General features: G+C 72.2%; 21 protein-coding genes. 12 read left to right on the forward strand and 9 right to left on the reverse strand.

The window, feature by feature from the left end; all coding sequences use genetic code 11:
* Window positions 1-79 precede the first annotated feature (79 nt).
* Together pgm and ASE27_RS16385 are read left to right on the forward strand one after the other, a co-directional pair.
* A complete protein-coding gene (pgm, locus tag ASE27_RS16380; RefSeq protein WP_056652839.1) occupies window positions 80-1,762 on the forward strand; it encodes a phosphoglucomutase (alpha-D-glucose-1,6-bisphosphate-dependent) in 1,683 nt (560 codons plus the stop codon).
* 210 nt (window positions 1,763-1,972) lie between these two features.
* Window positions 1,973-2,677, forward strand: a complete 705-nt coding sequence (locus tag ASE27_RS16385; protein WP_056652842.1) for a hypothetical protein — start codon at window positions 1,973-1,975, stop codon at window positions 2,675-2,677.
* A gap of 80 nt (window positions 2,678-2,757) precedes the next feature.
* On the opposite strand, the gene ASE27_RS16390 is transcribed toward ASE27_RS16385, so the two are convergent.
* Window positions 2,758-3,057: a GNAT family N-acetyltransferase gene (locus ASE27_RS16390; RefSeq protein ID WP_235535467.1), complete on the reverse strand. Its 300-nt coding sequence runs from the start codon at window positions 3,055-3,057 to the stop codon at window positions 2,758-2,760.
* Between the two features lie 147 nt (window positions 3,058-3,204).
* Between ASE27_RS16390 and ASE27_RS16395 the strand changes: the two genes are divergently transcribed.
* Together ASE27_RS16395 and ASE27_RS16400 are read left to right on the forward strand one after the other, a co-directional pair.
* The gene (locus ASE27_RS16395) at window positions 3,205-4,500 is read left to right on the forward strand and encodes an MFS transporter (RefSeq protein WP_056652845.1); all 1,296 of its coding nucleotides are present in this window, start codon (window positions 3,205-3,207) and stop codon (window positions 4,498-4,500) included.
* Window positions 4,501-4,781: 281 nt separating this feature from the next.
* A complete protein-coding gene (locus ASE27_RS16400) occupies window positions 4,782-6,569 on the forward strand; it encodes a pyruvate dehydrogenase (protein ID WP_056652848.1) in 1,788 nt (595 codons plus the stop codon).
* A 145-nt stretch (window positions 6,570-6,714) separates the two neighbouring features.
* Here ASE27_RS16400 and ASE27_RS16405 read toward each other — a convergent pair whose 3' ends face one another.
* Together ASE27_RS16405 and ASE27_RS16410 are read right to left on the reverse strand one after the other, a co-directional pair.
* Window positions 6,715-7,017 carry a transcriptional regulator gene (locus ASE27_RS16405; protein WP_056652850.1) on the reverse strand — a complete coding sequence of 101 codons (303 nt, stop codon included), beginning with the start codon at window positions 7,015-7,017 and terminating at the stop codon, window positions 6,715-6,717.
* The gene (locus ASE27_RS16410) at window positions 7,014-7,508 is read right to left on the reverse strand and encodes a hypothetical protein (RefSeq protein ID WP_056652853.1); all 495 of its coding nucleotides are present in this window, start codon (window positions 7,506-7,508) and stop codon (window positions 7,014-7,016) included. Before ASE27_RS16410 ends, ASE27_RS16405 begins: the two co-directional genes overlap by 4 nt.
* A 158-nt stretch (window positions 7,509-7,666) precedes the next feature.
* Between ASE27_RS16410 and ASE27_RS16415 the strand changes: the two genes are divergently transcribed.
* The 4 genes from ASE27_RS16415 to ASE27_RS20485 all read left to right on the forward strand — a co-directional run bounded on the left by ASE27_RS16415 (window position 7,667) and on the right by ASE27_RS20485 (window position 11,775).
* The gene (locus tag ASE27_RS16415; protein ID WP_056652857.1) at window positions 7,667-8,755 is read left to right on the forward strand and encodes a phosphotransferase family protein; all 1,089 of its coding nucleotides are present in this window, start codon (window positions 7,667-7,669) and stop codon (window positions 8,753-8,755) included.
* 236 nt (window positions 8,756-8,991) lie between these two features.
* Entirely contained in the window at window positions 8,992-9,462 is a 471-nt protein-coding gene (locus ASE27_RS16420; protein WP_056652860.1) for an NfeD family protein, read from the forward strand.
* Window positions 9,463-9,617: 155 nt separating this feature from the next.
* On the forward strand, window positions 9,618-11,105 hold the full coding sequence (locus ASE27_RS16425; protein WP_056652863.1) for a flotillin family protein: 1,488 nt from the start codon (window positions 9,618-9,620) through the stop codon (window positions 11,103-11,105).
* Between the two features lie 118 nt (window positions 11,106-11,223).
* Complete coding sequence (locus tag ASE27_RS20485; RefSeq protein WP_056652866.1) at window positions 11,224-11,775, forward strand: DivIVA domain-containing protein; 552 nt, start codon at window positions 11,224-11,226, stop codon at window positions 11,773-11,775.
* Window positions 11,776-11,785: 10 nt separating this feature from the next.
* Here the strand turns inward: ASE27_RS20485 and ASE27_RS16435 are convergent, their stop codons facing one another.
* Together ASE27_RS16435 and ASE27_RS16440 are read right to left on the reverse strand one after the other, a co-directional pair.
* Window positions 11,786-12,487 carry a bifunctional 2-polyprenyl-6-hydroxyphenol methylase/3-demethylubiquinol 3-O-methyltransferase UbiG gene (locus ASE27_RS16435; protein WP_082609041.1) on the reverse strand — a complete coding sequence of 234 codons (702 nt, stop codon included), beginning with the start codon at window positions 12,485-12,487 and terminating at the stop codon, window positions 11,786-11,788.
* Window positions 12,488-12,597: 110 nt separating this feature from the next.
* Window positions 12,598-13,413, reverse strand: a complete 816-nt coding sequence (locus tag ASE27_RS16440; RefSeq protein ID WP_056652869.1) for a GAP family protein — start codon at window positions 13,411-13,413, stop codon at window positions 12,598-12,600.
* Between the two features lie 126 nt (window positions 13,414-13,539).
* Here ASE27_RS16440 and ASE27_RS16445 point away from each other — a divergent pair, with 126 nt between their 5' ends.
* Window positions 13,540-15,267 (forward strand): histidine kinase, encoded by a 1,728-nt coding sequence (locus ASE27_RS16445; RefSeq protein ID WP_157257672.1) that lies wholly within the window; start codon window positions 13,540-13,542, stop codon window positions 15,265-15,267.
* Complete coding sequence (locus ASE27_RS16450; RefSeq protein WP_056652875.1) at window positions 15,264-15,983, forward strand: response regulator transcription factor; 720 nt, start codon at window positions 15,264-15,266, stop codon at window positions 15,981-15,983. The genes ASE27_RS16445 and ASE27_RS16450 overlap by 4 nt, the downstream gene beginning before the upstream one ends.
* A 95-nt stretch (window positions 15,984-16,078) precedes the next feature.
* On the opposite strand, the gene ASE27_RS16455 is transcribed toward ASE27_RS16450, so the two are convergent.
* From ASE27_RS16455 to ASE27_RS16470, 4 genes are all read right to left on the reverse strand, one after another.
* On the reverse strand, window positions 16,079-17,566 hold the full coding sequence (locus ASE27_RS16455) for a sugar porter family MFS transporter (RefSeq protein ID WP_082609042.1): 1,488 nt from the start codon (window positions 17,564-17,566) through the stop codon (window positions 16,079-16,081).
* A gap of 82 nt (window positions 17,567-17,648) precedes the next feature.
* Window positions 17,649-18,284: a hypothetical protein gene (locus ASE27_RS16460; protein ID WP_157257673.1), complete on the reverse strand. Its 636-nt coding sequence runs from the start codon at window positions 18,282-18,284 to the stop codon at window positions 17,649-17,651.
* A gap of 157 nt (window positions 18,285-18,441) precedes the next feature.
* Window positions 18,442-19,821, reverse strand: coding sequence for an MFS transporter (locus ASE27_RS16465; protein ID WP_082609043.1), 1,380 nt, complete (start codon window positions 19,819-19,821; stop codon window positions 18,442-18,444).
* A gap of 124 nt (window positions 19,822-19,945) precedes the next feature.
* Complete coding sequence (locus ASE27_RS16470) at window positions 19,946-20,632, reverse strand: FadR/GntR family transcriptional regulator (RefSeq protein ID WP_056652881.1); 687 nt, start codon at window positions 20,630-20,632, stop codon at window positions 19,946-19,948.
* Window positions 20,633-20,766: 134 nt separating this feature from the next.
* On the opposite strand from ASE27_RS16470, the gene ASE27_RS16475 reads away from it, so the two are divergent.
* Window positions 20,767-21,432 (forward strand): gluconokinase, encoded by a 666-nt coding sequence (locus ASE27_RS16475; protein ID WP_200955967.1) that lies wholly within the window; start codon window positions 20,767-20,769, stop codon window positions 21,430-21,432.
* On the forward strand, window positions 21,429-22,841 hold the full coding sequence (locus ASE27_RS16480; RefSeq protein WP_056652884.1) for a gluconate:H+ symporter: 1,413 nt from the start codon (window positions 21,429-21,431) through the stop codon (window positions 22,839-22,841). The genes ASE27_RS16475 and ASE27_RS16480 overlap by 4 nt, the downstream gene beginning before the upstream one ends.
* Window positions 22,842-23,024 lie beyond the last annotated feature (183 nt).

Consider the following 23,024-nt stretch of genomic DNA (forward strand, 5'->3'; position numbering starts at 1 on the left):
ATCGTGGTCGTGCGCCGCGCCGGTCCCCCGTCCCGGGACAGACCTCCCGCGACGCCCTGACCAGTGGCAGGATCGTCGCATGGACCCCCGCGCCGGAACCCTCGCCCAGCCCCAGGACCTCATCGACGTGGACGCCGTGGTCGGCGCCTACTACGACCTCTCGCCCGACGTCGACGACCCGGCGCAGAAGGTGGTGTTCGGGACGTCGGGCCACCGCGGGTCGAGCCTGGACCACGCGTTCAACGAGGCCCACATCATCGCGATCACCGCGGCGATCGTCGAGTACCGGCGCGCCCAGGGCACCGACGGCCCTCTCTTCATCGGCCGTGACACGCACGCGCTGTCGCTGCCCGCGTGGCAGACCGCGATCGAGGTCCTCACGGCCGCGGGCGTCCAGACGTACATCGACGCGCGCGACTCCTACACCCCGACCCCGGCCGTGTCCCAGTCGATCCTGCTGCACAACGGCGCGGCCACCGAGGCCGGGGTCCGCACCACGGGCCCCGAGCTCGCGGACGGGATCGTCGTGACGCCGTCGCACAACCCCCCGCGCGACGGCGGCTTCAAGTACAACCCGCCGCACGGCGGGCCCGCGGACTCCGAGGCCACGGGCTGGATCGCGGACCGCGCGAACGAGATCCTGCGCTCGGGCGTCGGGCAGGTCAAGAGGGTCCCGCTCGAGCGCGCGCTGACGGCCGAGACCACGCACCGCCACGACTTCCTCACGGCGTACGTCGACGACCTGGCCTCGGTCCTGGACCTCGAGGCCATCCGCGGCGCGGGCGTCGCGATCGGCGCCGACCCCCTGGGCGGGGCGTCGGTCGAGTACTGGGGCGAGATCGGCGAGCGCTACGGGCTGGACCTGACGGTCGTGAACCCGCAGGTCGACCCGCGCTGGGCCTTCATGACGCTCGACTGGGACGGCAAGATCCGTATGGACTGCTCGTCGCCGTACGCCATGGCCTCGCTCGTGCAGAAGATGACGGACCCGGACGCGACCTCGACGTTCGACATCGCGACGGGCAACGACGCGGACTCGGACCGCCACGGGATCGTGACCCCGGACGCGGGCCTCATGAACCCCAACCACTACCTGGCGGTCGCGATCGACTACCTGTACGGCGGGGCCCGTCCGGGCTGGCGTCCGGACGCCGCGATCGGCAAGACGCTCGTGTCCTCGTCGCTCATCGACCGGGTGGGGGCGGGGATCGGTCGCCGCGTCGAGGAGGTGCCGGTCGGCTTCAAGTGGTTCGTGCCGGGCCTGCTCGACGGCTCGGTCGGGTTCGGCGGCGAGGAGTCCGCGGGCGCCTCGTTCCTGCGCACGAACGGCGGGGTGTGGACCACGGACAAGGACGGCCTGCTGCTCGCGCTGCTCGCCTCGGAGATCCTCGCGACCACGGGCAAGACCCCGTCCCAGCACCACGCCCGGCTCGTCGAGCAGTACGGCGAGTCCTGGTACGCCCGGGTCGACGCCCCGGCCTCGCTCGAGGAGAAGTCGGCGCTCGCGAGGCTCAGCCCGGAGCAGGTCACGTCGACGACGCTCGCGGGCGAGGAGATCACCGCGAAGCTGACCACGGCGCCGGGCAACGGCGCGGCGATCGGCGGCCTCAAGGTCACCACGGAGAACGCGTGGTTCGCGGCGCGCCCCTCGGGCACGGAGAACGTGTACAAGATCTACGCCGAGTCGTTCGTCTCGGCCGAGCACCTCGCGCAGGTGCAGGACGAGGCCAAGCAGGTCGTCTCGGACGCCCTGGGCGACTGACGTTCGGGGTGAGGTGCCCGACGGCGGCGCCCGCCGTCGTCGGGCACCTCACCGCTTCTCCCTCTCACCCCGGGGCGCTGCGCGTCCCCTGGCTTCCGGGATGTCCGTCGGGTATCTCACATGGGCACTTCTCACCATCAGAAACGCGATCTGCCGTGCACCTCTACTCCTAGTATCGAAGCGTTCCCTCGTCGATCCTCTGGAGTTCCCATGCGCACGTCACGAGCTGCTCTCGCCCTGCCCCTGGCCCTCGTCGCCGTCCTCGGCCTGTCCGCCTGCTCTGGCGACGCCGCCCCCGAGGAGACCACCTCGGCCTCGACGAGCGTCGAGACGCCGGACACCGAGGAGACCCCCGCGGAGGAGGCCGAGGCAGAGCCCGCCGCCACGGGCGACAAGCCCGCGTGGGCCGCGTCCAACGAGGTCGTCGGCACCAGGCTCGGCACGGCCGAGGGCGACGGCTTCACCGTGGACATCTACCAGGTGAGCACCGCGGTCGCGACGAAGACCGGCCAGTTCGCGGACGAGTCGGGCAAGCCGATCCTCAACCCGGGCGACCCGATCGTGTTCGTCAACTACGTCCTGACCAACACGGGCGACGCCGACCTGCCGCTGACCTACTCGATCGTGGGCGTCGACGCGCGCTACGCCGACTGGCCCTACATGCAGGGCATGGACAGCATCGTCGACAAGGCGCTCTTCGAGGCGGCCGGGGTCGTCGACTCCCCGATCGCCCCGGGCTCGGGCGAGGCGCCGTTCGTCCTCGCGCCGGGGCAGTCCGTCGCCTACGGCGAGAACTTCAAGCACCAGCCCGGCTCGCCCATCGAGTTCGAGGTCACGCTGACCCCGGCGGACGCCGCGGGCGACCTGGACCACGACCTGCGCCAGGAGGTCGCGCTCTCCGCGACCATCGCCTGATCCGGGCGGACCCCGAGCGGGGCAGGCTCTCCTCACCGACGAGGGCCTGCCCCGCTCGGTCGTTCACGGGACGGCAGGCGTCAGCGCGCGATCAGGTCCTGGTACTCCTCGTGGAGCTGCACGAACGCCCGGATGAACGGGCACAGCGGCACCACCTTGTCCCCCGACGCGCGCACCTGGTCGAGCGCTCCGCGGGCGAGCGAGGACCCGATCCCGTTGCCCGCGTAGACGTCGTCGACCTCGGTGTGCGTGAACACGACCTGGCCGGGTTGTCGGACGTACGCCGCGAACCCCGCCACGTCGCCCTCGGGCGTGCGTGCCTCGAACCGCTCCTGCGCCGGGTTGTCGACGATCGTGATCGCCTGCGTCTGCTCGCTCACCCGTTCATCATGCGGGCCGCCTGCGGTTCGCGCGCGTCCGGTCGAGCGGTGACACTACGAAGGGGCCCTCGACGGGGCCCGACGATGCGCTGAGGATCACGCCCCGCAGACGCTCTGCGACGCGGCAACCGATGGGAGACTGAGACGGTGGTCCAAGACTCCCCCCGTGCAGCGGCAGACGACTCCCGCAACCCCTACCGCGTCGTCCTCAGCAAGCCGGGGGCGCTGAACTTCTCGGCCGCTGCCGTCGTGGCCCGGCTCCCCATGTCCATGGTCGGCATCGGGATCGTCCTGATGATCCAGGGCATCTACGGCTCGTACGCCCTGGCCGGGCGCGTCTCCGCGGCCTACGTGATCGCGCAGGCCATCGCCTCGCCGCAGATCGCCCGCTACGTCGACCGCGTGGGCCAGGCCAAGGTCATGCGCCCCATGCTCGTCGTGAGCACGCTGGGCCTGCTCGGCCTCGTGCTCTCGGCGGTCAACCAGGCCCCCGAGGTGTGGCTCTACGCGACCGCGATCATCGCGGGCGCGAGCATCGGCTCGTACGGCTCGATGGTCCGCGCGCGCTGGACCCATGCCGTGAACGACCCGCGCCAGCTCCACACGGCCTACTCGCTCGAGTCGGCGCTCGACGAGCTCGTCTTCGTCGTCGGGCCCGTCCTCGCAACCCTGCTCGCGACCGAGGTCACCGACTCGGCCGGGATCATCGTCCCCATGGTCGCGGCCGTGGTGGGCGGCGTCTGGTTCCTCTCGCAGCGCCGCACCGAACCCCCGGTCATGCCCGCGGTCCCCGGGGTCAGGCACCGCTCCGCGATGCGTTCGCCCGGCATGATCGTGCTCGCGGTCGTGTTCGTCGCGATGGGCCTCATCTTCGGCGCGACCGACGTCTCGACCATCGCGTTCGCCGAGGAGCAGGGCTCCAAGTCGGCGTCGGGTCTCATCCTGGGCGTCTTCGCGATGGGCTCGCTCATCTCGGGCCTCGCCTACGGCGCCCGCCACTGGGTCTCGCCGCTGTGGAAGCGGTTCACGATCGGCATGGTCGCGCTCGCGCTGGGCGTGTCCCTGTTCTTCGTCGTCACGTCGCTGCCGATGCTCGCGGTCGTCATGTTCGTCACGGGCTTCACGATCGCCCCGACGCTCATCAACGGCAACGCGCTGGTCCAGAACCTCGTGACCCCGCACCAGCTCACCGAGGGGCTCGCCTGGGTCGGGACGTCCCTGGGCGTGGGCGTCTCGTTCGGCGCGTCGATCGCGGGGTCGCGGATCGACGCAGCGGGCGCGCACGCGGGCTTCCAGGTCGTGATGATCGCGGCGGGCGTCGCGGTCCTCGCGGTCCTCGCCTCGACGCGGGTCCTGCGCCGCGGCGCGCCGCGCGACGACGCTGCAGAGACTGCGGACGTCCCGGACGACGAGACCCCGGAGCAGGGTCCCGCGACGGCCTGAGCGCCGTCGCCCGACGGCGGAGCGCACCCCAGGGGTGCGCGTACCGGCCGCAGGCAGGCACCCCGGGGTGGGCACCCCGCCCGACGCCACGACCGCGCTGGGCGAGCGGACCGCTCGAGGTGAGCTGCGCCGTCGGGCCGCCGCCCTGCGCGACCGCGCGACCGTCCGCACCGCGCTGTGACGCACGGACGTGACGAGCGGAACGGCCCCAGCGGCTGCATCCGGGCGCCATCGAGCGCACGATGGAAAGGTCCCCTTTCCCCTCGTGCGGAGGTTCTCCCATGGCACTCGGTCTCGGTCGTCCCCAGGACAAGCGGAACAGGACGGTCGCCGACCTGCTCGTCGCCCAGCTCATCGAGGCCGGGGTCGAACGCATCTACGGGATCGTGGGCGACAGCCTCAACCCCGTGGTCGACGCGGTCCGGCGCAGCCAGAAGGGGAAGGGCAAGGGCATCGAGTGGGTGCACGTGCGCCACGAGGAGTCCGCGGCGTTCGCCGCCGCGGCCGAGGCCGAGGTCACCGGGAAGCTCGCGGTGTGCGCGGGCTCGTGCGGCCCGGGCAACCTGCACCTCATCAACGGGCTCTACGACGCCAACCGCTCCAAGGTGCCCGTCCTCGCGATCGCGAGCCACATCCCCAGCGCGCAGATCGGCACGAGCTTCTTCCAGGAGACGCACCCCGACCGCCTATTCACCGAGTGCTCGGTGTACTCCGAGATGATCTCGTCCTCCCAGCAGGCGCCGCGCGTCATCAACTCCGCGATCCACCACGCGTACGGCGCCCCGGGAGTCGCGGTCCTGACGATCCCCGGCGACGTCGCGGACCTCGACGCCGCAGCCGAGATCATCGACGTCGCGGTCCACCCGGCCAGGCCGCGGATCGTCCCGGACCCCGACGCGCTGCAGACGCTGGCCGACGCGATCAACAAGGCCAAGAAGGTCACGATCTTCGCGGGTGCCGGGACGCGCGGCGCGCACGACGACGTGATCGCGCTCGCCGACAAGATCGCGGCGCCGATCGGCCACTCGCTGCGCGGCAAGGAGTGGATCCAGTACGACAACCCGTTCGACGTCGGGATGAGCGGGCTGCTCGGCTACGGCGCCGCGCACGACGCCATGCAGGAGGCCGACCTCCTGGTCCTGCTCGGCACCGACTTCCCGTACGACCAGTTCCTGCCCGAGTCCGTGCGCACCGCGCAGGTCGACACCGACCCCACGCACCTGGGCCGGCGGACGCGGCTCGACGTCGCCGTGGTCGGCGACGTGGGCGAGACCGTGCGGCTCCTCATGCCGCTCGTCAACACGGCCAAGAACCGCTCGTTCCTCGACGGCATGGTCGCCAAGCACGAGAAGTCGATGACGGGCGTGGTCGGTGCCTACACCAAGGACGTCGAGAAGCACTCGCCCATCCACCCCGAGTACGTCGCGGACCTCCTGGACCAGGAGGCCGCCGACGACGCGGTCTTCACCGTGGACACGGGCATGTGCAACGTCTGGGCCGCCCGGTACATCAGCCCCAACGGCAAGCGCCGCGTGATCGGATCGTTCCTGCACGGGTCCATGGCCAACGCGGTGCCGCACGCGATCGGCGTCGCGGCCGCCCAGCCGGACCGGCAGGTCGTCGCGATGGCCGGCGACGGCGGGCTCTCGATGCTCCTGGGCGAGCTCATCACGATCAAGGCCTACGAGCTGCCCGTCAAGATCGTGCTGTTCGACAACGCGAGCCTCGGGATGGTGCGCCTCGAGATGCTCGTCGACGGGCTGCCCATGTTCGGCACCGAGTCGCCGCACATCGACTACGCCGCGGTGGCGAACGCGATCGGGATCCCGTCGGTGCGCGTCGAGCGCGCCAAGGACGTGCGCGGCGCGCTGCGCGGGGCCCTCTCGCGCCCGGGTCCGGCCCTGGTCGACGTCGTGACGGACCCGCGCGCATTGTCCCTGCCCCCGACCATCACGGCCGGGCAGGTGCGCGGCTTCGCGGTCGCGATGAGCAAGGAGGTCCTGGGCGGCGGCATGGGAGAGGTCGTGTCGATGGCCCGGGCGAACCTGCGCAACGTGCCGCGGCTGTAGGGCTGCACGTCGACGGCGTCGCTGCCCGCGGGCCCGGCATTGGATTGGTTGTCAGAACTGAGCCGGTCGGTACCCCGGTGCGCTTCTGACAACCGAGCGCAGGCGAGCAGTGCCAGGTGGGCCCGACGCGCAGGCGGGGCCGGGCTCAGCCGGCGGCGATCTGCGCGAGCGCGGCGAGGTGGGCCTCGACCGCGCGTCGGCCGTCCGGGGTGAGCGTGACCCAGGTGAGGCGGCGCGCGTCGCTCCGGTCCGGTGAGCTCTCCTTGCGCACCGTGACGAACCCGGCGTCGCTGAGCACCCGGAGGTTCTTGGACAGGTTCGCGTCGCTCAGGCCGAGCGTGTCGCGCAGCACCGCGAACTCGAGCTCCGCTCCCCGCCGGAGCACCCCGCAGATGCGCAGGCGGACGGGCGAGTGGACGACCTCGTTGAACGCGGGGGTGGTGCTCATCGCTCCGTCCCGGCCAGCTCGCGCCGGAAGGCCCTGTCGTACAGCGGGCCGAGCACGACCGCCGCGACGAACCCGACGGACGCCGGCACCAGCACCCACGTGTACTCGATCTCGGTGAACCTGACGAGCAGCATGGCGCCGAAGCAGAGCAGGATCGTCGCCAGCATGACCTGATAGATGCGTTTCGACCGAGGTCCCGCCGGCTGGCTGAACCACAGACCGTAGCGGCGGCGGTAGACGAGGACGAGGACCGGCAGCGCGAACAGGGCGACCGGCAGCGTGATGAGCGAGGCCGGGGACGGCAGCGCCTGGGTGCAGATGATCACCGCCACGATCATGCCGAGCGTCAGGTGGTACCACCAGGGCGTGACCGCGCGCTCCGCGAGCGTCGCCCCGTCGGCGTCGAGCCCCTCGAGTGCTGCACGCGCCTGCGCCGGGGAGAGCCCGGGCGTGCCGCTCGGGGACTCGTCCTCGCGGAAGTCATTTTCCATGCTGGCAAGTCTATGAATGACTTGCCAGCATGGCAAGAGATCAGTTGTCAGAACGGAGCCGGTCGATGCCCCGGTGCACTTCTGACAACCGATCGCGGGCCGAGCGCCGAGCGCCGACGAGCCTTCCGCCCCGCCCGTCGAATCGATACGATCTCCGCGTGCTCACCAAGATGACGGTCACCGACGACCAGCTCGCCCGACTGCTCGCCCCGCTCGGTGAGGTGGCTGCGGCCGGCCCCCTCGACGGCGGGATGTTCGCCTCGACCTACCGCGTCGACCTCACCGACGGGCGGCGCTGCGTCGTGAAGGTCACGAGCGCCGACACGTCCCGGCTCCTGCGCTACGAGCACGGGATCCTCGGCACCGAGGAGGAGGTCTACCGCCGCGCGGCCGACCGTCCCGACCTCCTCATGCCGCGCGTGGTCCACAGCGACTTCAGCCGCGAGGTGGTCGACGGCGACGCGCTCGTCGTGTCGTTCCTCGACGGCGACGTGTGGAACACCCTTCCCCCGCTCGACGACGCCGCGACGGGCCAGGTCCGGCACGACCTCGGCGCCTTCATGGCCCGCCTGCACACCGTGACGGGAGAGTCGTTCGGGTATCCCGCGCAGGCGTCGGGCCTGAGCGCCCCGACGTGGCCCGAGGCGTTCGGCCGCATGGTCGAGGCCCTGCTCGCCGACGCCGAGACGTGGGGCGTCGCGCTGCCCGCCGACGCGCTGCGGGGCGCTCTCGCGGACCACCACGACGCGCTCGCCGAGGTCACGGTCCCCGCGCTCGTCCACACGGACCTGTGGCCCGGCAACCTCTTCCTCTCCCCCGACGCGTCGTCGGTGCTGCGCCTGAGCGGCGTGATCGACACCGAGCGCAGCCTGTGGGGCGACCCGCTGTACGAGCTCGCGGGAGCCGACCAGCTCGGGCTGGGCCCGGTCCCGCCCGCGCTGCTCGCGGGCTACCGCGACGCGGGCGGCCGGCTCCCGGTCGCCGAGCCGTGGTTCGCGTCGCCCGTGCCGGGTGAAATCCGGCCCGACGGCGGCGCACCGGACGGGCGCGACGTCGTCGGGCGGGCGAGGCCCGGGGCGAGCACGCTCGGGGCCGGCGACGTCCGCCTGCTCCTGTACCGCGCGTACCTCAGCGCGCTGCTCGTGACCGAGGTCGCGCCGCGCGACTACCAGGGCGAATGGGTGCAGGGCTACCGGGACACCGCGGCGGGGAACCTCGGCGTACTGCTCGACCAGCTCTCCCGCTGACGCCACGGCTCAGTTGTCAGAACTGAGCCGGTCCATACCCCGGTGCGGTTCTGACAACTCGTCCTCGGCACTCAGGCCGACCACCGAGGGCCGAAGACCCCATGGTGCGGAGTCCCCATCTCGTCGAAGGGCACCCTTGAGTCACGCTAGAGTTCGGGCAAGTTCACGATCACGTCAAGTGTTCGGGCGACCAGTGCTCGACGGCGGGGCGTGACCGACCCCAGGGGGGTTTCACGGTGATCACGTTCGTCGTCGTCGGCATCGTCGGGCTGGCTCTCGTCCTGTTCTCGATGATCCTCGGTGAGTTCATCGAGCTCGGCGACGGAGCCGTGTCCGGGACCTCGCTGGGCGTCGGGGCCATCGTGTTCGGCGCGACCGGCGCGATCGTCGTGTCGAACGACCTGCCGATCGTCCTCGCGTACGTCGGCTCCGCGGTGCTCGCGGTCCTCGTGGTCCTCCTCGTGCACGTGCTCACCAAGAAGCTGCGCGAGTCCGACGACGCCGTGCCCGTGTCCCTCGTGGGCGTCCAGGGCACCGCGACCAGCGACATCTCCGCCGCGACCGGCGAGGTCTCGCTCGACGCCGCGCACGAGCTCGAACGACGCCTCGCCTGGGCCGACGAGCCCATCCCGACCGGAGCCCGCGTCGTGGTCCTCGAGCAGTCCGGCACGCGCGTCCGCGTCCGGCGCCACTACCCCAACGACTGACCCGCCGGCCCAACGGCTCACCCTTCCGCCCGACGACCGACCCTCCCGCCAGGGACCCCGTCACCCCGGGAACCCGGCAGCACCACCCGCACCACCGCACGACCCGCTCGCACGACCCGCCACCGAAAGGAGTCGCGCCGCAGGCGCGTACAGACATGCTCGAAGATTCCAACGTCGTCGGCATCATCGCCACGATCGCCCTGATCATCGCGTTCTTCGCGATCATCACGTTCATCGCCAAGCGCATCCGCCGCGTTCCCCCGAACGAGGCCCTGATCATCGTCGGGCGCGGCGCAGGCCGCAAGGAGGCCGCCGGCACCGGCCAGCGCGTCGTCACGGGCGGCCGCACGTTCGTGTGGCCCATCCTCCAGCAGGGCTTCTCCATCTCGCTCGAGCAGCGCCAGATCGGCATCACGGTCGAGGGCGTCGACAAGAACCGCATCAAGATCGCCATCAAGGCGTCGATCAACTTCAAGGTCCGTGGCGACGAGGAGGGCGTGCGTCGCGCGGCCCAGCGCTTCCTGTCCCAGCAGGGCACGCTGACCGAGATCATCAAGGAGTCCCTCGAGGGCTCGCTGCGCTCGATCGTGGGCGACATGACGATCGAGCAGATCATCTCCGACCGCAAGGGCCTCTCGGACCGCGTCGTCGAGTCCACCAAGACGGACCTCTCGGAGCAGGGCCTGCAGGTCGACCTCCTCAACATCTCGGACATCTCGACCCCGGGCTCCGACTACCTCGCCAACCTCGGTCGTGCCGAGGCCGCCCGCGCCCGCCAGGTCGCCGAGGTCTCCGAGGCCGAGGCCCAGCGCGCGTCCGAGTTCGCGGCGATCGACGCCGCCGAGCAGATCGCCGAGCGCCAGAAGGCGCTCGACCTCAAGCGCGCCATCATCAAGGCCGAGACCGACAAGGCCAATGCCGAGGCCGAGGCCGCGGGTCAGCTCGCGCGCGCCGAGCAGGAGCGGCTGGTCGCGGTCGAGGAGCGCGAGGCGCTGTCCGAGCAGGCCCGCGTGACGCAGGAGCGCCTCGACATCGAGATCCGCAAGCCCGCCGAGGCCGCGGCCTACGCCGAGGTCCAGCGAGCCAACGCCCAGCGTGACTCGTCGAACGCCGCCACCGAGGCCGACGCGTACAAGCGCACCACGATCGCCGAGGCCAACAAGACCGCCGCGATCCAGGACGCCGAGGCCTCCGCGGCCGCCGTCCGTCGCGCCGGCGAGGCCGAGCGTGACCGCCAGGTCGCCCTGGCTGTCGGTATCAAGGCCGAGGGTGAGGCACGCGCGTTCGCGGTCGAGGCCGAGGGCCGCGCCGAGGCCGTCGCGACCGACGCCAAGGCCGAGGCGCTCAAGAAGTACGGCGAGGCGGCACTGGTCCAGGAGCTCATCGAGCGCCTGCCGGAGATCGTCCGCGCCGCGGCCGAGCCCATCGGCAAGATCCAGGGCATGACCGTCATCTCGACCGACGGCGCGAGCGCGATCACCAAGAACGTCGCGTCGGTCCTGGGCGAGGGCCAGCAGGTCATCAAGCAGCTCACGGGCGTCGACATCAACCAGCTCATCGCCGGGCTGGCCGGTGGGCACCTGAGCGGCCAGGCCGTGTCGAACGGATCGTCGTCCGCGGCGTCGGCGGCGTCGTCCAACTGACCTCTCCGACGCCGGGGTGGAGCCGAGCGCGTGAGGTGGACCCTGCCGGGGTCCACCTCACGCAGGAGGGTCCACCCCGGCGCCGTCCTCCGTCCCACCCCACCCATCGGAGCCCCGCATGCTGACCGCCCAGCAGGTCCTGGACACGACGTTCACCGCGACCAAGTTCCGCGAGGGCTACGACGTCGAGCAGGTCGACATCTACCTCGACGACGTCAGCGCGACGCTCAAGGCGTACGAGGCGGGCGGCCGTCCCGGCCCGGGACTGCTCACCTCGGTCGAGGCCCGAGGCGCCCGGTTCTCGGCCACGAAATGGCGTGAGGGCTATGACGTCACCGAGGTCGACGACCTCATCGATTCGATCGTCGGCACGCTCCAGTCCTACGAGGCCCGGCCCACCCCGGCCCTGCACCCGACCGACGCGGTGAGCGACGCCGTCGGGCAGCAGGGCACGACCGCCCCACCGTCACCTGCTGCCGGTGCGGCTGCGGGCGACGGCGCCCGGCCCCTCGGCGTCCACGACCTGACGACCCAGCTCCAGTACGCCCGCGTCCGCGCGAACGGCAGCGACCGGCTCGTCGTGCTGCTGCCCGACGGCTCGGCGGCTCACGTGACGGCCATCGAGGCCGGGCCGCACGGGATCACGCTCCGCACCGCGCCCCAGGCGTAGCCGGGGACCGCTACGGCCGCCGCACCCGCAGCACCGTGTCGCGGATCGTCACGGGCTCCCCGTCGGCGCCGAGCATCTCGCGCTCGGGCGCGGTGTTCGTCTCGACGTCCCACCCGTCGAGGTCGAGCTCGGCCAGGAGTTCGTCCCCCGTGTAGAAGAAGTGCTCGTCGAAGTCCTTGCGCACGGTCTCGTGGTCCGCAGGGTGGTGCCCGACGACGAGCAGCCGCCCGCCCGGCGCGACCGCCTGCACGAGGCGCGGGAAGACCTGCCGGCGCAGGTCGGCCGGCAGGTGCATGAAGTGGGCCGTCACGAGGTCGAACCGCTCGTCCGCCGGCTCCCACCCGAGCAAGTCGCCCTGGCGCCACTCGATCCGCGCCGCGACACCGGAGATGACCGCGTGCGCCGCAGCCTTGCCCAGCGCGACCGGGGAGATGTCGAGCCCGACCACGTCCCACCCCTGCCGCGCGAGCCACACCGAGTCGGCCCCCTCACCCGCGCCCACGTCGAGCGCGCGACCCGGCGTCAGGTCCGCGACCTCGCGTACGAGCTGAGGGTTCGGGTTGCCGCTCCACACCGCGGTCGTCGAGCCGTAGCGCTCGTCCCAGAAGGCCTGGTCGAAATGGTGCTGCTGGTGGCCGTGGCCGTGCTCGTGGTCGTGGTCGTGGTCGTGGTCGTGGGCAGGGTCGTTCTCGTGGTCGTGCTGCTGGGTCACGTTCGCTCCTCGGGTCGGTGCCGGCCCGGGACGGCCGTCACTCCCGACCTTGCGGCCGCACCCCACCCCGAGGCAAGTCCGGTTGCCGTTCCGGCAAGATCCGCGGACATTCAGCCCATCCAGCCGAGCCAGACCACGGCGTCGCGCGCGAGCAGGAAGCCCACGATCCCCACGACCCACGCCGTGGTCGACGCCGCGTTCTTCGTCATCCACTCGTTGAGCCGGTCGAGGAGCGGGCCCACCTGCCGGGCCGCGAGGACCCGACCAGCCAGCAGGACGAGCGCGGGCAGCACCATGACGATGCAGTACCCCGCGAGGACCAGCCCGGTCGTCGGCCACCCCAGGCCCGCCTGGGTGAGCAGCCCGATCGCCGCGAGGTACGGGAGCATCGACGCGAGCTCGATCGCCGCGGCGCCCAGCGCGAGGCCCATGAGGGCCGTCACGGATCCCGTCTCCGGCGCGGTGTCGACGCCCGCGCGGGGCGGGGTCTCGCGCACGGGGTGCGCTCCGCCGTCGGGCAGGGGGAGCAGGCCCGACGGCGCCACGCCCTCCCCGCCCGACGTCCCCATCGCGCGGGCCCGCCACCGCAGGACGCGCCCCTGACCGGTCGACGCCCCCTTGGACCGGCGGTCGATCCGGAAGCTGTACGCGACCAGGCCCACCCCGAGCAGCAGCTCGACGATCCTGACCGGGCGGGTCTCGACGACCTGTCCGAGGACGTCGGCGAACGCGCCCGCGCCGAGCGCGATGACCAGGCCGACCGCGAGATAGAACCCGACGATCGTGGCCAGGTAGACGAGCATCCGCGCGACCCGCACCCGGCCCGGGGTCATGAGCAGCCACACCGGGATCAGCAAGGTGCCGAAGCTCGTCGAGTCGACGAGGGCCAGGACCGCGAGCGCCCCGAGGAGAGGAAGGAGTTCCATGTCGCAAGGCTCGCTGCCGGAGATGGGCCTGTCGTCGGGCGGACGGGCGATCCTTGCCGGGCGCTGCGCCGCGCCGTACATCGTTCGGGCGATCCATGGCTCGGCCCCCTGTGCTGAGATGGGAACGTGCCCGATCCCCTGCCCGCTCCTGCGTCGGACGGCGTGACCGCGACCGCGTCCGCCGGCGCCGGCGACGGCGACGGCGCTGGTGGTGGTGGCGACGGCTCGGGCGCTCCGGACGCCCGGGGCGCCGGCTCGTCACCCCGTGCGTCGCACGTGCGGCGCGCGGTCAGCACCGTCGCCACGGGCCTGCGCACCGACAGCAGGCGCGGCGACGCGTACAACGCCGTCGGGATGTTCGTGATCGGGGTCCTGCTCCTGCTCGTCGACGTCGTGCAGGTGTGGTCGATCCCGCCACTCGTGACGGTCGACGGGCGCTGGTGGCACGTGCTGCCCCTGCTCGCCGGGTGCGTCGCGCTGGTCTTCAAGCGCGCGCATCCGGCGGTCGCGCTCAGCTTCGGGACCGTGGCGTTCGCGGTCGACCTGTCGTTCGGGGGCAGCCTCGGCATGGTCCTGGTCCTGTGGGACCTGCTCTACGCGAGCGGGCTGCACGGCAGCAGGCGGCTGCGGACGGTGGTGGGGGTCGCCGTCGGGGTGCTGGTCGTCGCGGTCGCGGTGCTCACGGGTGAGCACTACCGGGACGTGCAAGGGTTCGTGGTCGGCGGCATCCAGGTCGCGGCGATCCTCGCGACACCGCTCTGGTGGGCCGCGAACGTGCGGCAGAAGTCCGACCTCGCGGACCTCGCCGCCGAGCGGGCCGACCTCGAGGCGGAGCGCGCCGACCTCGAGGCCCAGCGTGCGGCCGACCTCGAGCAGATCGCGACGCTGGGGCAGCACGAGGCCGTGCGCGCGGAGAGGGCCGCGATGGCGCGCGACCTGCACGACGTCATCGCGTCCCACCTGTCCGCCATCGCGATCCACTCGGGGGCCGCACTCGCGTCGCCACCCGATGCCGCGCGGGACCGCGCCGCGCTCGAGCTCGTGCGGTCGAGCAGCATCACGTCGCTCGAGGAGATGCGGGCCATGATCCTGCTGCTGCGCTCGGACCTGCCGCGGGAGGGTGCGCCGCGCGCTGGTGCGTCGCGCGCTGGTGCGTCGGGCGTGGATCAGTCGTCAGAACGTGGCCGGGGTATGGACCGGCTCAGTTCTGACAACAGAGCCACGGTGCTCGGGGGTGAGGCCGTCGCCGCCCCCGCACGGCTCGCCCGGCTCGACGACGTCCTCGTCTCCGCACGCGCGCAGGGGCTCACGGTCGACGTCGAGGACCCGGAAGGCGCCCGCTCGGCGACCCTCCCCGCGGCCGTCGACCAGGCTGCGCACCGGATCGTGCAGGAAGCCCTGACCAACGCCGCCAAGCACGCGCCCGGCGGGCGGGTGCTGGTCACGCTCGGGCTGGGACCGGACCGCCTCACGGTCGAGGTCACGAGCTCCCTCACCGACGAACCCCGCCCGCTCCCGCCAAGCCTGAGCACCCGCACCGGGCTCCTCACGATGCGCGAGCGCGCCGAGGCCCTGGGCGGCACATTCAGGGCGGGCCCTGTCGACGCACGTACTACCGGTCCCCGTGCCGCGGGCGGAGCCTGGCACGTGCGGGCCGTGCTGCCCCTGGGCCGACCGGCCGGTCCCCCGACCGCCCCCTCCCCGACCGCCACGACCGCCACGGATCAGTTGTCAGAAGCAGGCCGGGGTATCGACCGGCCCAGTTCTGACAACTCCTCGGCCGACGGGATCCCACCGACCCCGCACGGTCGCAGCGCTCCACGCCACACCGACCCACCCGGAGACCCCGCATGATCCGCGTCCTGCTCGCCGACGACCACGCCGCGATCCGCGCCGGTCTCCGGTTCCTGCTCGACTCGGCACCGGACATCGAGGTCGTCGGCGAGGCCGGCGACGGCGCGGCCGCGATCACCAACGCCCGCGCGCTGCGCCCCGAGGTCGTGCTCATGGACCTGCGCATGCCCGGCGTCGACGGCATCGAGGCAACGCGCACGATCGTCGCGGACAAGCTCGCCGAGGTCCTCGTCCTCACGACGTTCGACCTCGACGAGTACGTCGACGAGGCGCTACGTGCCGGGGCCGCAGGGTTCCTGCTCAAGACCGCGGAGCCAGCCGCGCTCATCGACGCGGTCCGCCGGGTCGCGGCGGGCGACGGGGTCCTGGCCCCCGAGGTCACGCGCCGCCTGCTGGCGGCGTTCGCGTCCGCCCCGAGGCCCGACGGCGCCGCTCACCTCGCGGGGCGAGCGGCGCCGTCGGGCACGGAACGGGCGGGCGGGACGCCGGCCGACGAACAACGCAGCGACACCACCGCGCGGCTCCGCGAGCTGACCCCGCGCGAGGTCGACGTGCTCGCGGCCCTCGGGCGGGGGCTGTCGAACCAGGGCATCGCCGACGAGCTGTTCATCAGCGAGGCCACGGCCAAGACGCACGTGTCGCGCGTGCTCGCGAAGGTCCAGGTCACGACGCGCATGCAGGCCGCGATCGTCGCGCGGGACGCGGGGCTCGCGTAGCGCACCGCGCCTCTACGCCGAGAAGTGAGCAGATGCCCCTGATCCGCGCGGATCAGGGGCATCTGCTCACTTCTCGGCAGGGGCGGGGCTGTGCCTCAGGCCGACTCGACGATGTGGCCCCGCTTGATCACGAAGTCGTCGCGCATGTCCTCGAGCTCCTTGCCGCGCGTCTCCGGGATCTTGTAGAAGACGAAGAACAGCGACAGCAACGCGAAGAACGCGTAGAACGCGTACGCGAAGCTCAGACCGATGTCCGCCAGGACGGGGAACGACGTCGAGATCGCGAAGTTCGCGACCCACTGCGCGGCTGCGGCGACGGCCAGCGCGCTCGCACGGATGCGGTTGGGGAACATCTCGCCCAGCAGCACCCAGACGACCGGCCCCCACGACGCCCCGAAGAACACCACGAACGCGTTGGCCGCGATGAGCGCGACCGTGGCCCAGGCGCCGTCGAGCGAGGCCGTGGACGTGCCGTCGGAGGCCGTGGTCATCGTGGCCTGCGTGAACGCGACGGCCATCATGCCCAGCGAGACGAACATGCCCGTCGACCCCGCGAGGAGCAGGATGCGGCGGCCGATCCGGTCGATCAGCAAGATCGCGACGATCGTCACCACGATGTTGGTGACCGAGGTGATGACCGAGGTCAGGAGCGCGTCGTCCTCCGAGAACCCGACCGACCGCCACAGCGTCGTCGAGTAGTAGAAGATCACGTTGATGCCCACGAACTGCTGGAAGACCGAGAGCAGGATGCCGACCCAGACGATGGGCTTGAGGCCCAGCCGCTTGCCCCGCAGGTCCTTGAGCGAGGCCTTGGTGTCGGACTTGAGGGAGTTCTCGATGTCCGCGATCTTGTGGTCGACGTCCTGGACCCCCGTGAACTCCCGCAGGACCTCGGCGGCCTTCTTGGTCTCCCCCTTGGCGACCAGGTAGCGGGGCGACTCGGGGATGCGCAGCGCGAACAGACCGTATGCGACCGCCGGGACGGCCGCGGCCATGAACATCCAGCGCCACGCCTCCTGACCCAGCCACAGGACGTTCGACGCGCCACCCGCGGCCCCGGCCAGCGCTGCGTCCGTGAGGAGGGAGGCGAAGATACCGGTCACGATCGCGAGCTGCTGCAGAGACCCGAGCCGGCCACGGATGCGGGCCGGGGAGACCTCCGCGATGTACGCGGGAGCGATGACCGACGCGGCCCCGATCCCCAGGCCGCCGATCACGCGCCACAGGATCAGGTCCACGACCGAGAACGCGAGGCCGGACCCGAACGCCGACACGAAGAACAGCGCTGACGCGATGAGCATGACCTTGATGCGGCCGATCTTGTTCGCGACCGGACCCGCGAACCACGCACCCACCGCACAGCCGATCAGCGCGGACGAGACCGCGAAGCCCGTGATCGCCGCGTTGAGCTCGAACGTCTCGGACAGGGAGTCGACGGCCCCGTTGATCACCGCCGTGTCGAACCCGAACAGGAAGCCACCGAGCGCTGCTGCGAGGCTGATCCCGACGACCTTCTTGTTGAGCCGCTTGGCCTGCGCCTGAGCGCGGGGATCCCCCGCCGCTCCTGCGTCGTTGCTGGTCATGACGACCCCCTCCGTGTCAGGTTTCCCTTCGACGATAGTGACGAGAGGGCGCGGTCGCGCGGTGAAGCGACCGTGGTGAGCGTCACGCGATCGCGTCGAGGACCATCCAGCTGACGTGCCTCGTCCGGGGGTCGACGGCGTCGCCCGGGTTCCACACGGCGTCGCACCCCGCCGGGGTCCCCGAGACCGGAGCCCAGTCGAGGCCCGTCGAGGCGACGAGGTGCAGGACGGCGGCCTCGGCGCCGTCGCTCGCGACCCGCGGCCAGGCGAGCCCGGTCACGACGACCCAGGTGCCCGGGACCTTCCAGTACTCGACGGGCTCGTCGACGTCGACGGGCTCGAGGCCGAGCGCGGCCACGACCGCGCGCGCCCTGGCTGCCGCCTCGTCGGCACCGCCTGCCTCGACGTGCGTCCGGAGGGAGACGTGACGACGGCGCAGGCGTTCGCCCGGCCGCGAGGATGCTTCGCGCTCGTGCTGCTCGACGGTCGCCCGACGCCTCTCGTCGTCGCGGAACCAGCCGGTCGCTACGAGGCGTTCGGCAGCGGCGCCGACGAGGTCGGCCTCGCCGTCGAGCTCGACGGCGAAGGCCCAGGGCTCACCCGGCCCAGGACGCGAGACCCCGCGCACCACGCCGGTCCCGGCGATCCCGTCCGTCGCCCCCAGCACACAGACCTCCTGGCCGAACCAGAACGGCGGCAGCTCCTCCTCGATCTCCACGAGGGGACGGTACCGCGGCACCGCGCCCCCGGGTGTGCAGTTCGGCTGCCGCCCGGCGCGTGCGACGACCTGAGCTGCACACTCGGCGAGCCGACCCACGAACGGGCCGACGTCGTCGGGCCCGCGAGCGCCGCGCGAGAGCTGCGCTCCGACACCCCTACGGCTCGGGGTGCAGCGCGTCGTACCTGAGGAAGCGCGGCTGCGTCCGCAGGATCAGCCACACCACGACGATGCAGGCCAGCCCGCCCGCGACCGCGGCCCACGCCTCGCCGAACCAGCTCGCCTGGGCGCCGAGGACCACCTCGCCCAGGCGCGGGCCGCCCGCGACGACGACGATGAAGACGCCCTGGAGGCGGCCGCGCATGTCGTCGGGGGTCGCGGTCTGGAGGATCGTCTGGCGGAAGACCGCGCTCACCGCGTCGGACGCCCCGGCCAGCGCGAGCGCGATGCACGCCGCGACCAGGCCGCCCACGAGCACCTGCGGCGGGTCGGTCGAGCCCACGAGGAGCAGCACGGCACCGAACGCCGCGATCGACAGCCCCCACGCCGTGATGGCCCACGCGATCACGAGCCCCTGCCAGCGCACGCGCGAGAGCGCGCCCGAGAAGACCCCGGCGAGCACCGCGCCGACCGCGAACGCCGCGCTCAGCACCCCCGTCGTGGTCTCGCCACCACCGATGAAGAGCACGCCGACCGCGGGCAGCAGCACGCGCGGGAACGCGAGGATCATCGCGGCGAGGTCGACCAGGAAGGTCGTGCGCACGTTGGGCCGGGTCGCGAGGTAGCGCAGGCCGTCGACGACCGAGCTGATGCCGACGACCTTGCGGCGGGGCACCGACGGCTCCCCGGCCTCGCCACCAGCCACGTCGTCAGACGCGCCCCGGTGGGGAGCCCGGTCCAGCTCTGACAACGTGTCCTCGGGAGACAGGACCGGCGGGATCGACGGCAGGCGCCACACGGCCCACAGCGCCGCGGCGAACAGCACCACGTCGATCGAGTACGCGATCCCGTACCCCCACAGCGCCACGAGGAACGCGCCGAGCAGCGGGCCCACGGTCAGCGCGATGCTCCACGAGATGGTCTGCAGCGCGTTCGCGGCGGGCAGGAGCCGGGGCTCGACCAGGCGCGGGATGATCGCCGAGCGCGCGGGGTTGTTGATCGCGAACGCGGCCGACTGGAGCGCCACGAGCCCGTACAGGACCCCGACCGACCCGACGTCGAGCCACGCCTGGAGCGCGAGCAGTCCCGTGACGACCCACAGCGCCCACGACGCGAGCAGCGCGACCTTGCGGCGGTCGTAGGCGTCGACGAGCGCGCCCCCGTACAGGCCGAGCGCCACGAGGGGCACGAGCGCGAAGATGCCCAGCACGCCGACCGCGAGCGTCGAGCCCGTGAGCGCGTACACCTGCAGCCCCACGGCGACGACGGTCAGCTGCGAGCCGAGGTTGGAGACCCCGAGCCCCCACCACAGCCGACGGAACGGCGGGGAGACGCGGAGCGGGGTCGTGTCGGCAAGGATGCCGTCGAGGCGGGGCACGATCGACGAGGCTACCTCGCGGCGGCCGGAAGACCGTCTCCCGAGGCGACCGTCTCAGAACCGCGGGTCACCACGCAGGGCGCGTGGCGCCGTCGGGCCGTGGGCGCTTCAGGCCGTGGGTGCGTCAGGCCGTGAGCGCGGCCCGGACCTCCCCGACGAGCGCGGCCATGGCGCGCTCGGCCTCGGCGGCGTCCCCCGCGGCGACCGCGCGGGCCACGGCCTCGTGCTCGTCGAGCGCCTCGGCGACGGGGGCCTGCGGCATGAGGCCCAGGTGCGTGCGCCCGGCGAGGACCTCGCCCACGACCTCGTGCAGCGCGGCGAACATCTCGTTGCCCGACGACCGCAGGAGCAGCGCGTGCAGGCGGATGTCGAGCACGAGGAACTCCTCGAGGCGTCCGGCCTCGCCCAGCTTGCGCATGCGCGCGGCGAGCTCGACGAGCTCTGTGCGGGCCTCGGGGGTCGCGTGCCGTGCGGCGCCTGCGGCGGCCAGGGGTTCGACGGCGCAGCGCAGCTCGGTCAGCGAGCGCAGCTGCGCGTCCCGGCCGGGTCCGGCGAGGCGCCAGCGGATGATCCGGGCGTCGTAGACGTTCCAGTCCTGCTCGGGGAGCACGACCAGGCCGATGCGACGCCCCGAGCGGACGAGGCCGAGCGCTTCGAGCTGGCGCATGGTCTCGCGGGTCACGGTGCGCGAGACACCGAACTCGGTTCCGATCCCGTCGAGGGTCAACGTGCTGCCCGCAGGGAGGTGACCTGCGGTGATGCGGTGACCGAGGACGTCGGTCACCGAGCTGTGGAGCACCGTCGCGGACATGGGTCGAGCCTACGGCCCTTTCATAGGTCACACCATTGTCTTGCCAAAGGTGATACCAATCGTGCATGCTCGGTGGGCGGCCACAGAGGTCCGCGCACGACGCAGCAGTCGACGGACAGCCAAGGAACCCCCTCATGGACACAGACGTCAGCCCCACCCCGGACCGGGTCGTCACCCCGTCGTCGGGCGCGGCCCCGGACAGGACTCCCGCGGTCGACCTCGCCCCCGTGCACCTCGTCATCATGGGTGTCGCCGGCTCGGGCAAGACCACGGTCGCGACCCTGCTCGCGGAACGCACGCACCGCCCGTACGCCGAGGCGGACGAGTTCCACCCGCAGGCCAACATCGACAAGATGAGCGCGGGCACCCCGCTCACCGACGAGGACCGCTGGCCCTGGCTCCGCGCGATGCGCGACTGGCTCGACGAGCAGGCCGCCGAGGGCGACTCGGCGGTCGTGACGTGCTCGGCGCTCAAGCACAGCTACCGGGACCTGCTGCGGACCGCGCACGGGCGTGTCCGGTTCGTGCACCTCACGGGCAGCACCGAGCTGCTCGAGGACCGCATGACGCACCGCAGCGGGCACTTCATGCCCGCGTCCCTGCTGCCGTCCCAGCTCGCGACGCTCGAACCCCTCGCGGCCGACGAGGACGGGATCACGCTCGACGTCGGCGCACCGCCCGGGGAGCTCGTGGACCGGATCCTCGAGTCCACGGCACTGCCCCACCCCACGATCCCCCGCGCCGACGGACGAGCGCGGCGCACCCCGACCAGAACGTCCATCCACCCCGAGGAGCGATGATGCTCACCCTCGCCTCGCACCCGCTCGCCGCGGGCGCCCTGCGCGCAGCCACCGAGACACCGACGACCGACGCCGGGACGACCCAGCTCATCCTCGCGGCGGTGCTCGGGATCGCCACGATCATCGTCCTGATCGTGTGGCTCAAGCTCCACCCGTTCCTGTCCCTCATGATCGGCTCGGCGGTCCTCGCGATCGTCGCGGGCATCGACTTCGTGAGCGCGCTGGTGAGCTTCTCGGCAGGGCTCGGCTCGACCGTCGCGGGGGTCGGCGTCCTCATCGCGCTCGGCGCGATCATCGGCAAGATGCTCATCGACTCGGGCGGCGCGGACCAGATCGTCGACACGATCCTGGCGCGCACGCCCCTGCAGAGGCTGCCGTGGGCCATGGCGCTCATCGCGTTCGTGGTCGGCATCCCGCTGTTCTTCGAGGTCGGCGTGGTCCTGCTCATCCCCGTCGTCATGATGGTCGCGCGGCGCTCCAAGGTCTCCCCGATCCTCGTCGGCATCCCGGCCCTCGCGGGGCTGTCGGCGCTGCACGGCCTGGTCCCCCCGCACCCGGGGCCGCTGCTCGCGATCGACGCGCTGGGCGCGAACCTCGGCCTGACGCTGGGGCTCGGCCTGCTCGTCGCGGTGCCGACCGTGATCGTCGCGGGGCCCTTGCTCGCCAAGCCGCTCGCGGTCTGGGTCAAGCTGCCCCCGCCCACGACCGTCCTGGGCGTGTCCGAGCGCGACGAGGACGCCCCGCGCCCGAGCTTCGCGGTCGCCGTCACCGTGGTCCTGCTGCCCGTGATCCTCATGCTGGCCCGGACGGTCGTCGAGATGACCGGGACCCTGGAGTCGCCCGTCGGCAAGGGGCTCGAGTTCATCGGGACGCCGCTCGTCGCGCTGCTCATCACGTCGCTCGTGTCGCTCGTGGCGTTCGGCAGCGCGATGGGTCGCACGCGCGACGAGATCAGCACGCTGGTCGACAAGTCCTTCGCCCCGATCGCGGGCATCCTGCTGATCGTGGGCGCGGGCGGCGGTTTCAAGCAGACGCTCGTCGACACGGGAGTGGGCGACGTCATCGCGAGCGGGATCTCCGACGCGAACCTCTCGCCGCTCCTCGCGGGATGGCTGGTCGCGGCGCTCATCCGCGTCGCGACGGGGTCGGCGACGGTCGCGACCATCACGGCCGCCGGGATCATGGCCCCGCTCGCCGCGGGCCTCTCGCCCACGCACGCGGCGCTGCTGGTCCTCGCGATCGGCGCGGGCTCGGTGTTCCTGTCCCACGTCAACGACGCCGGGTTCTGGCTCATCAAGGAGTACTTCGGCATGACCGTGGGGCAGACGTTCAAGACGTGGTCCGTCATGGAGTGCGTGCTGTCGGTCGTGGCGCTGATCGTGATCCTGCTGCTGGGCCTGGTCGTCTAGCGCACCTCCCTGCCCGACGGCGGCCGACCGGTCCGCCGTCGGGCGCCTTGATCGGCGGGGTCGCGGTGACCGGTGGCATCGGCTCGTGTTGCCCGGCGACCCGGCTGTGTCGTCTGCGGAGCCACCACACATGTGGTGGCTCCGCAGACGACACGTCGCCCGGCCCCCGCGGCACGAGCATCC

It is taken from the genome of Oerskovia sp. Root918 (genome assembly GCF_001428945.1).
Lineage (GTDB): Bacteria > Actinomycetota > Actinomycetes > Actinomycetales > Cellulomonadaceae > Oerskovia > Oerskovia enterophila.

Bases quoted from the DNA above. Each gene is read 5' to 3' on its own strand.
- pgm (WP_056652839.1), top strand. From the start codon at position 80: ATGGACCCCCGCGCCGGAACCCTCGCCCAGCCCCAGGACCTCATCGAC.
- ASE27_RS16385 (WP_056652842.1), top strand. From the start codon at position 1,973: ATGCGCACGTCACGAGCTGCTCTCGCCCTGCCCCTGGCCCTCGTCGCC.
- ASE27_RS16400 (WP_056652848.1), top strand. From the start codon at position 4,782: ATGGCACTCGGTCTCGGTCGTCCCCAGGACAAGCGGAACAGGACGGTC.
- ASE27_RS16405 (WP_056652850.1), bottom strand. From the start codon at position 7,017: ATGAGCACCACCCCCGCGTTCAACGAGGTCGTCCACTCGCCCGTCCGC.
- ASE27_RS16410 (WP_056652853.1), bottom strand. From the start codon at position 7,508: ATGGAAAATGACTTCCGCGAGGACGAGTCCCCGAGCGGCACGCCCGGG.
- ASE27_RS16425 (WP_056652863.1), top strand. From the start codon at position 9,618: ATGCTCGAAGATTCCAACGTCGTCGGCATCATCGCCACGATCGCCCTG.
- ASE27_RS20485 (WP_056652866.1), top strand. From the start codon at position 11,224: ATGCTGACCGCCCAGCAGGTCCTGGACACGACGTTCACCGCGACCAAG.
- ASE27_RS16440 (WP_056652869.1), bottom strand. From the start codon at position 13,413: ATGGAACTCCTTCCTCTCCTCGGGGCGCTCGCGGTCCTGGCCCTCGTC.
- ASE27_RS16450 (WP_056652875.1), top strand. From the start codon at position 15,264: ATGATCCGCGTCCTGCTCGCCGACGACCACGCCGCGATCCGCGCCGGT.
- ASE27_RS16455 (WP_082609042.1), bottom strand. From the start codon at position 17,566: ATGACCAGCAACGACGCAGGAGCGGCGGGGGATCCCCGCGCTCAGGCG.
- ASE27_RS16470 (WP_056652881.1), bottom strand. From the start codon at position 20,632: ATGTCCGCGACGGTGCTCCACAGCTCGGTGACCGACGTCCTCGGTCAC.
- ASE27_RS16475 (WP_200955967.1), top strand. From the start codon at position 20,767: ATGGACACAGACGTCAGCCCCACCCCGGACCGGGTCGTCACCCCGTCG.
- ASE27_RS16480 (WP_056652884.1), top strand. From the start codon at position 21,429: ATGATGCTCACCCTCGCCTCGCACCCGCTCGCCGCGGGCGCCCTGCGC.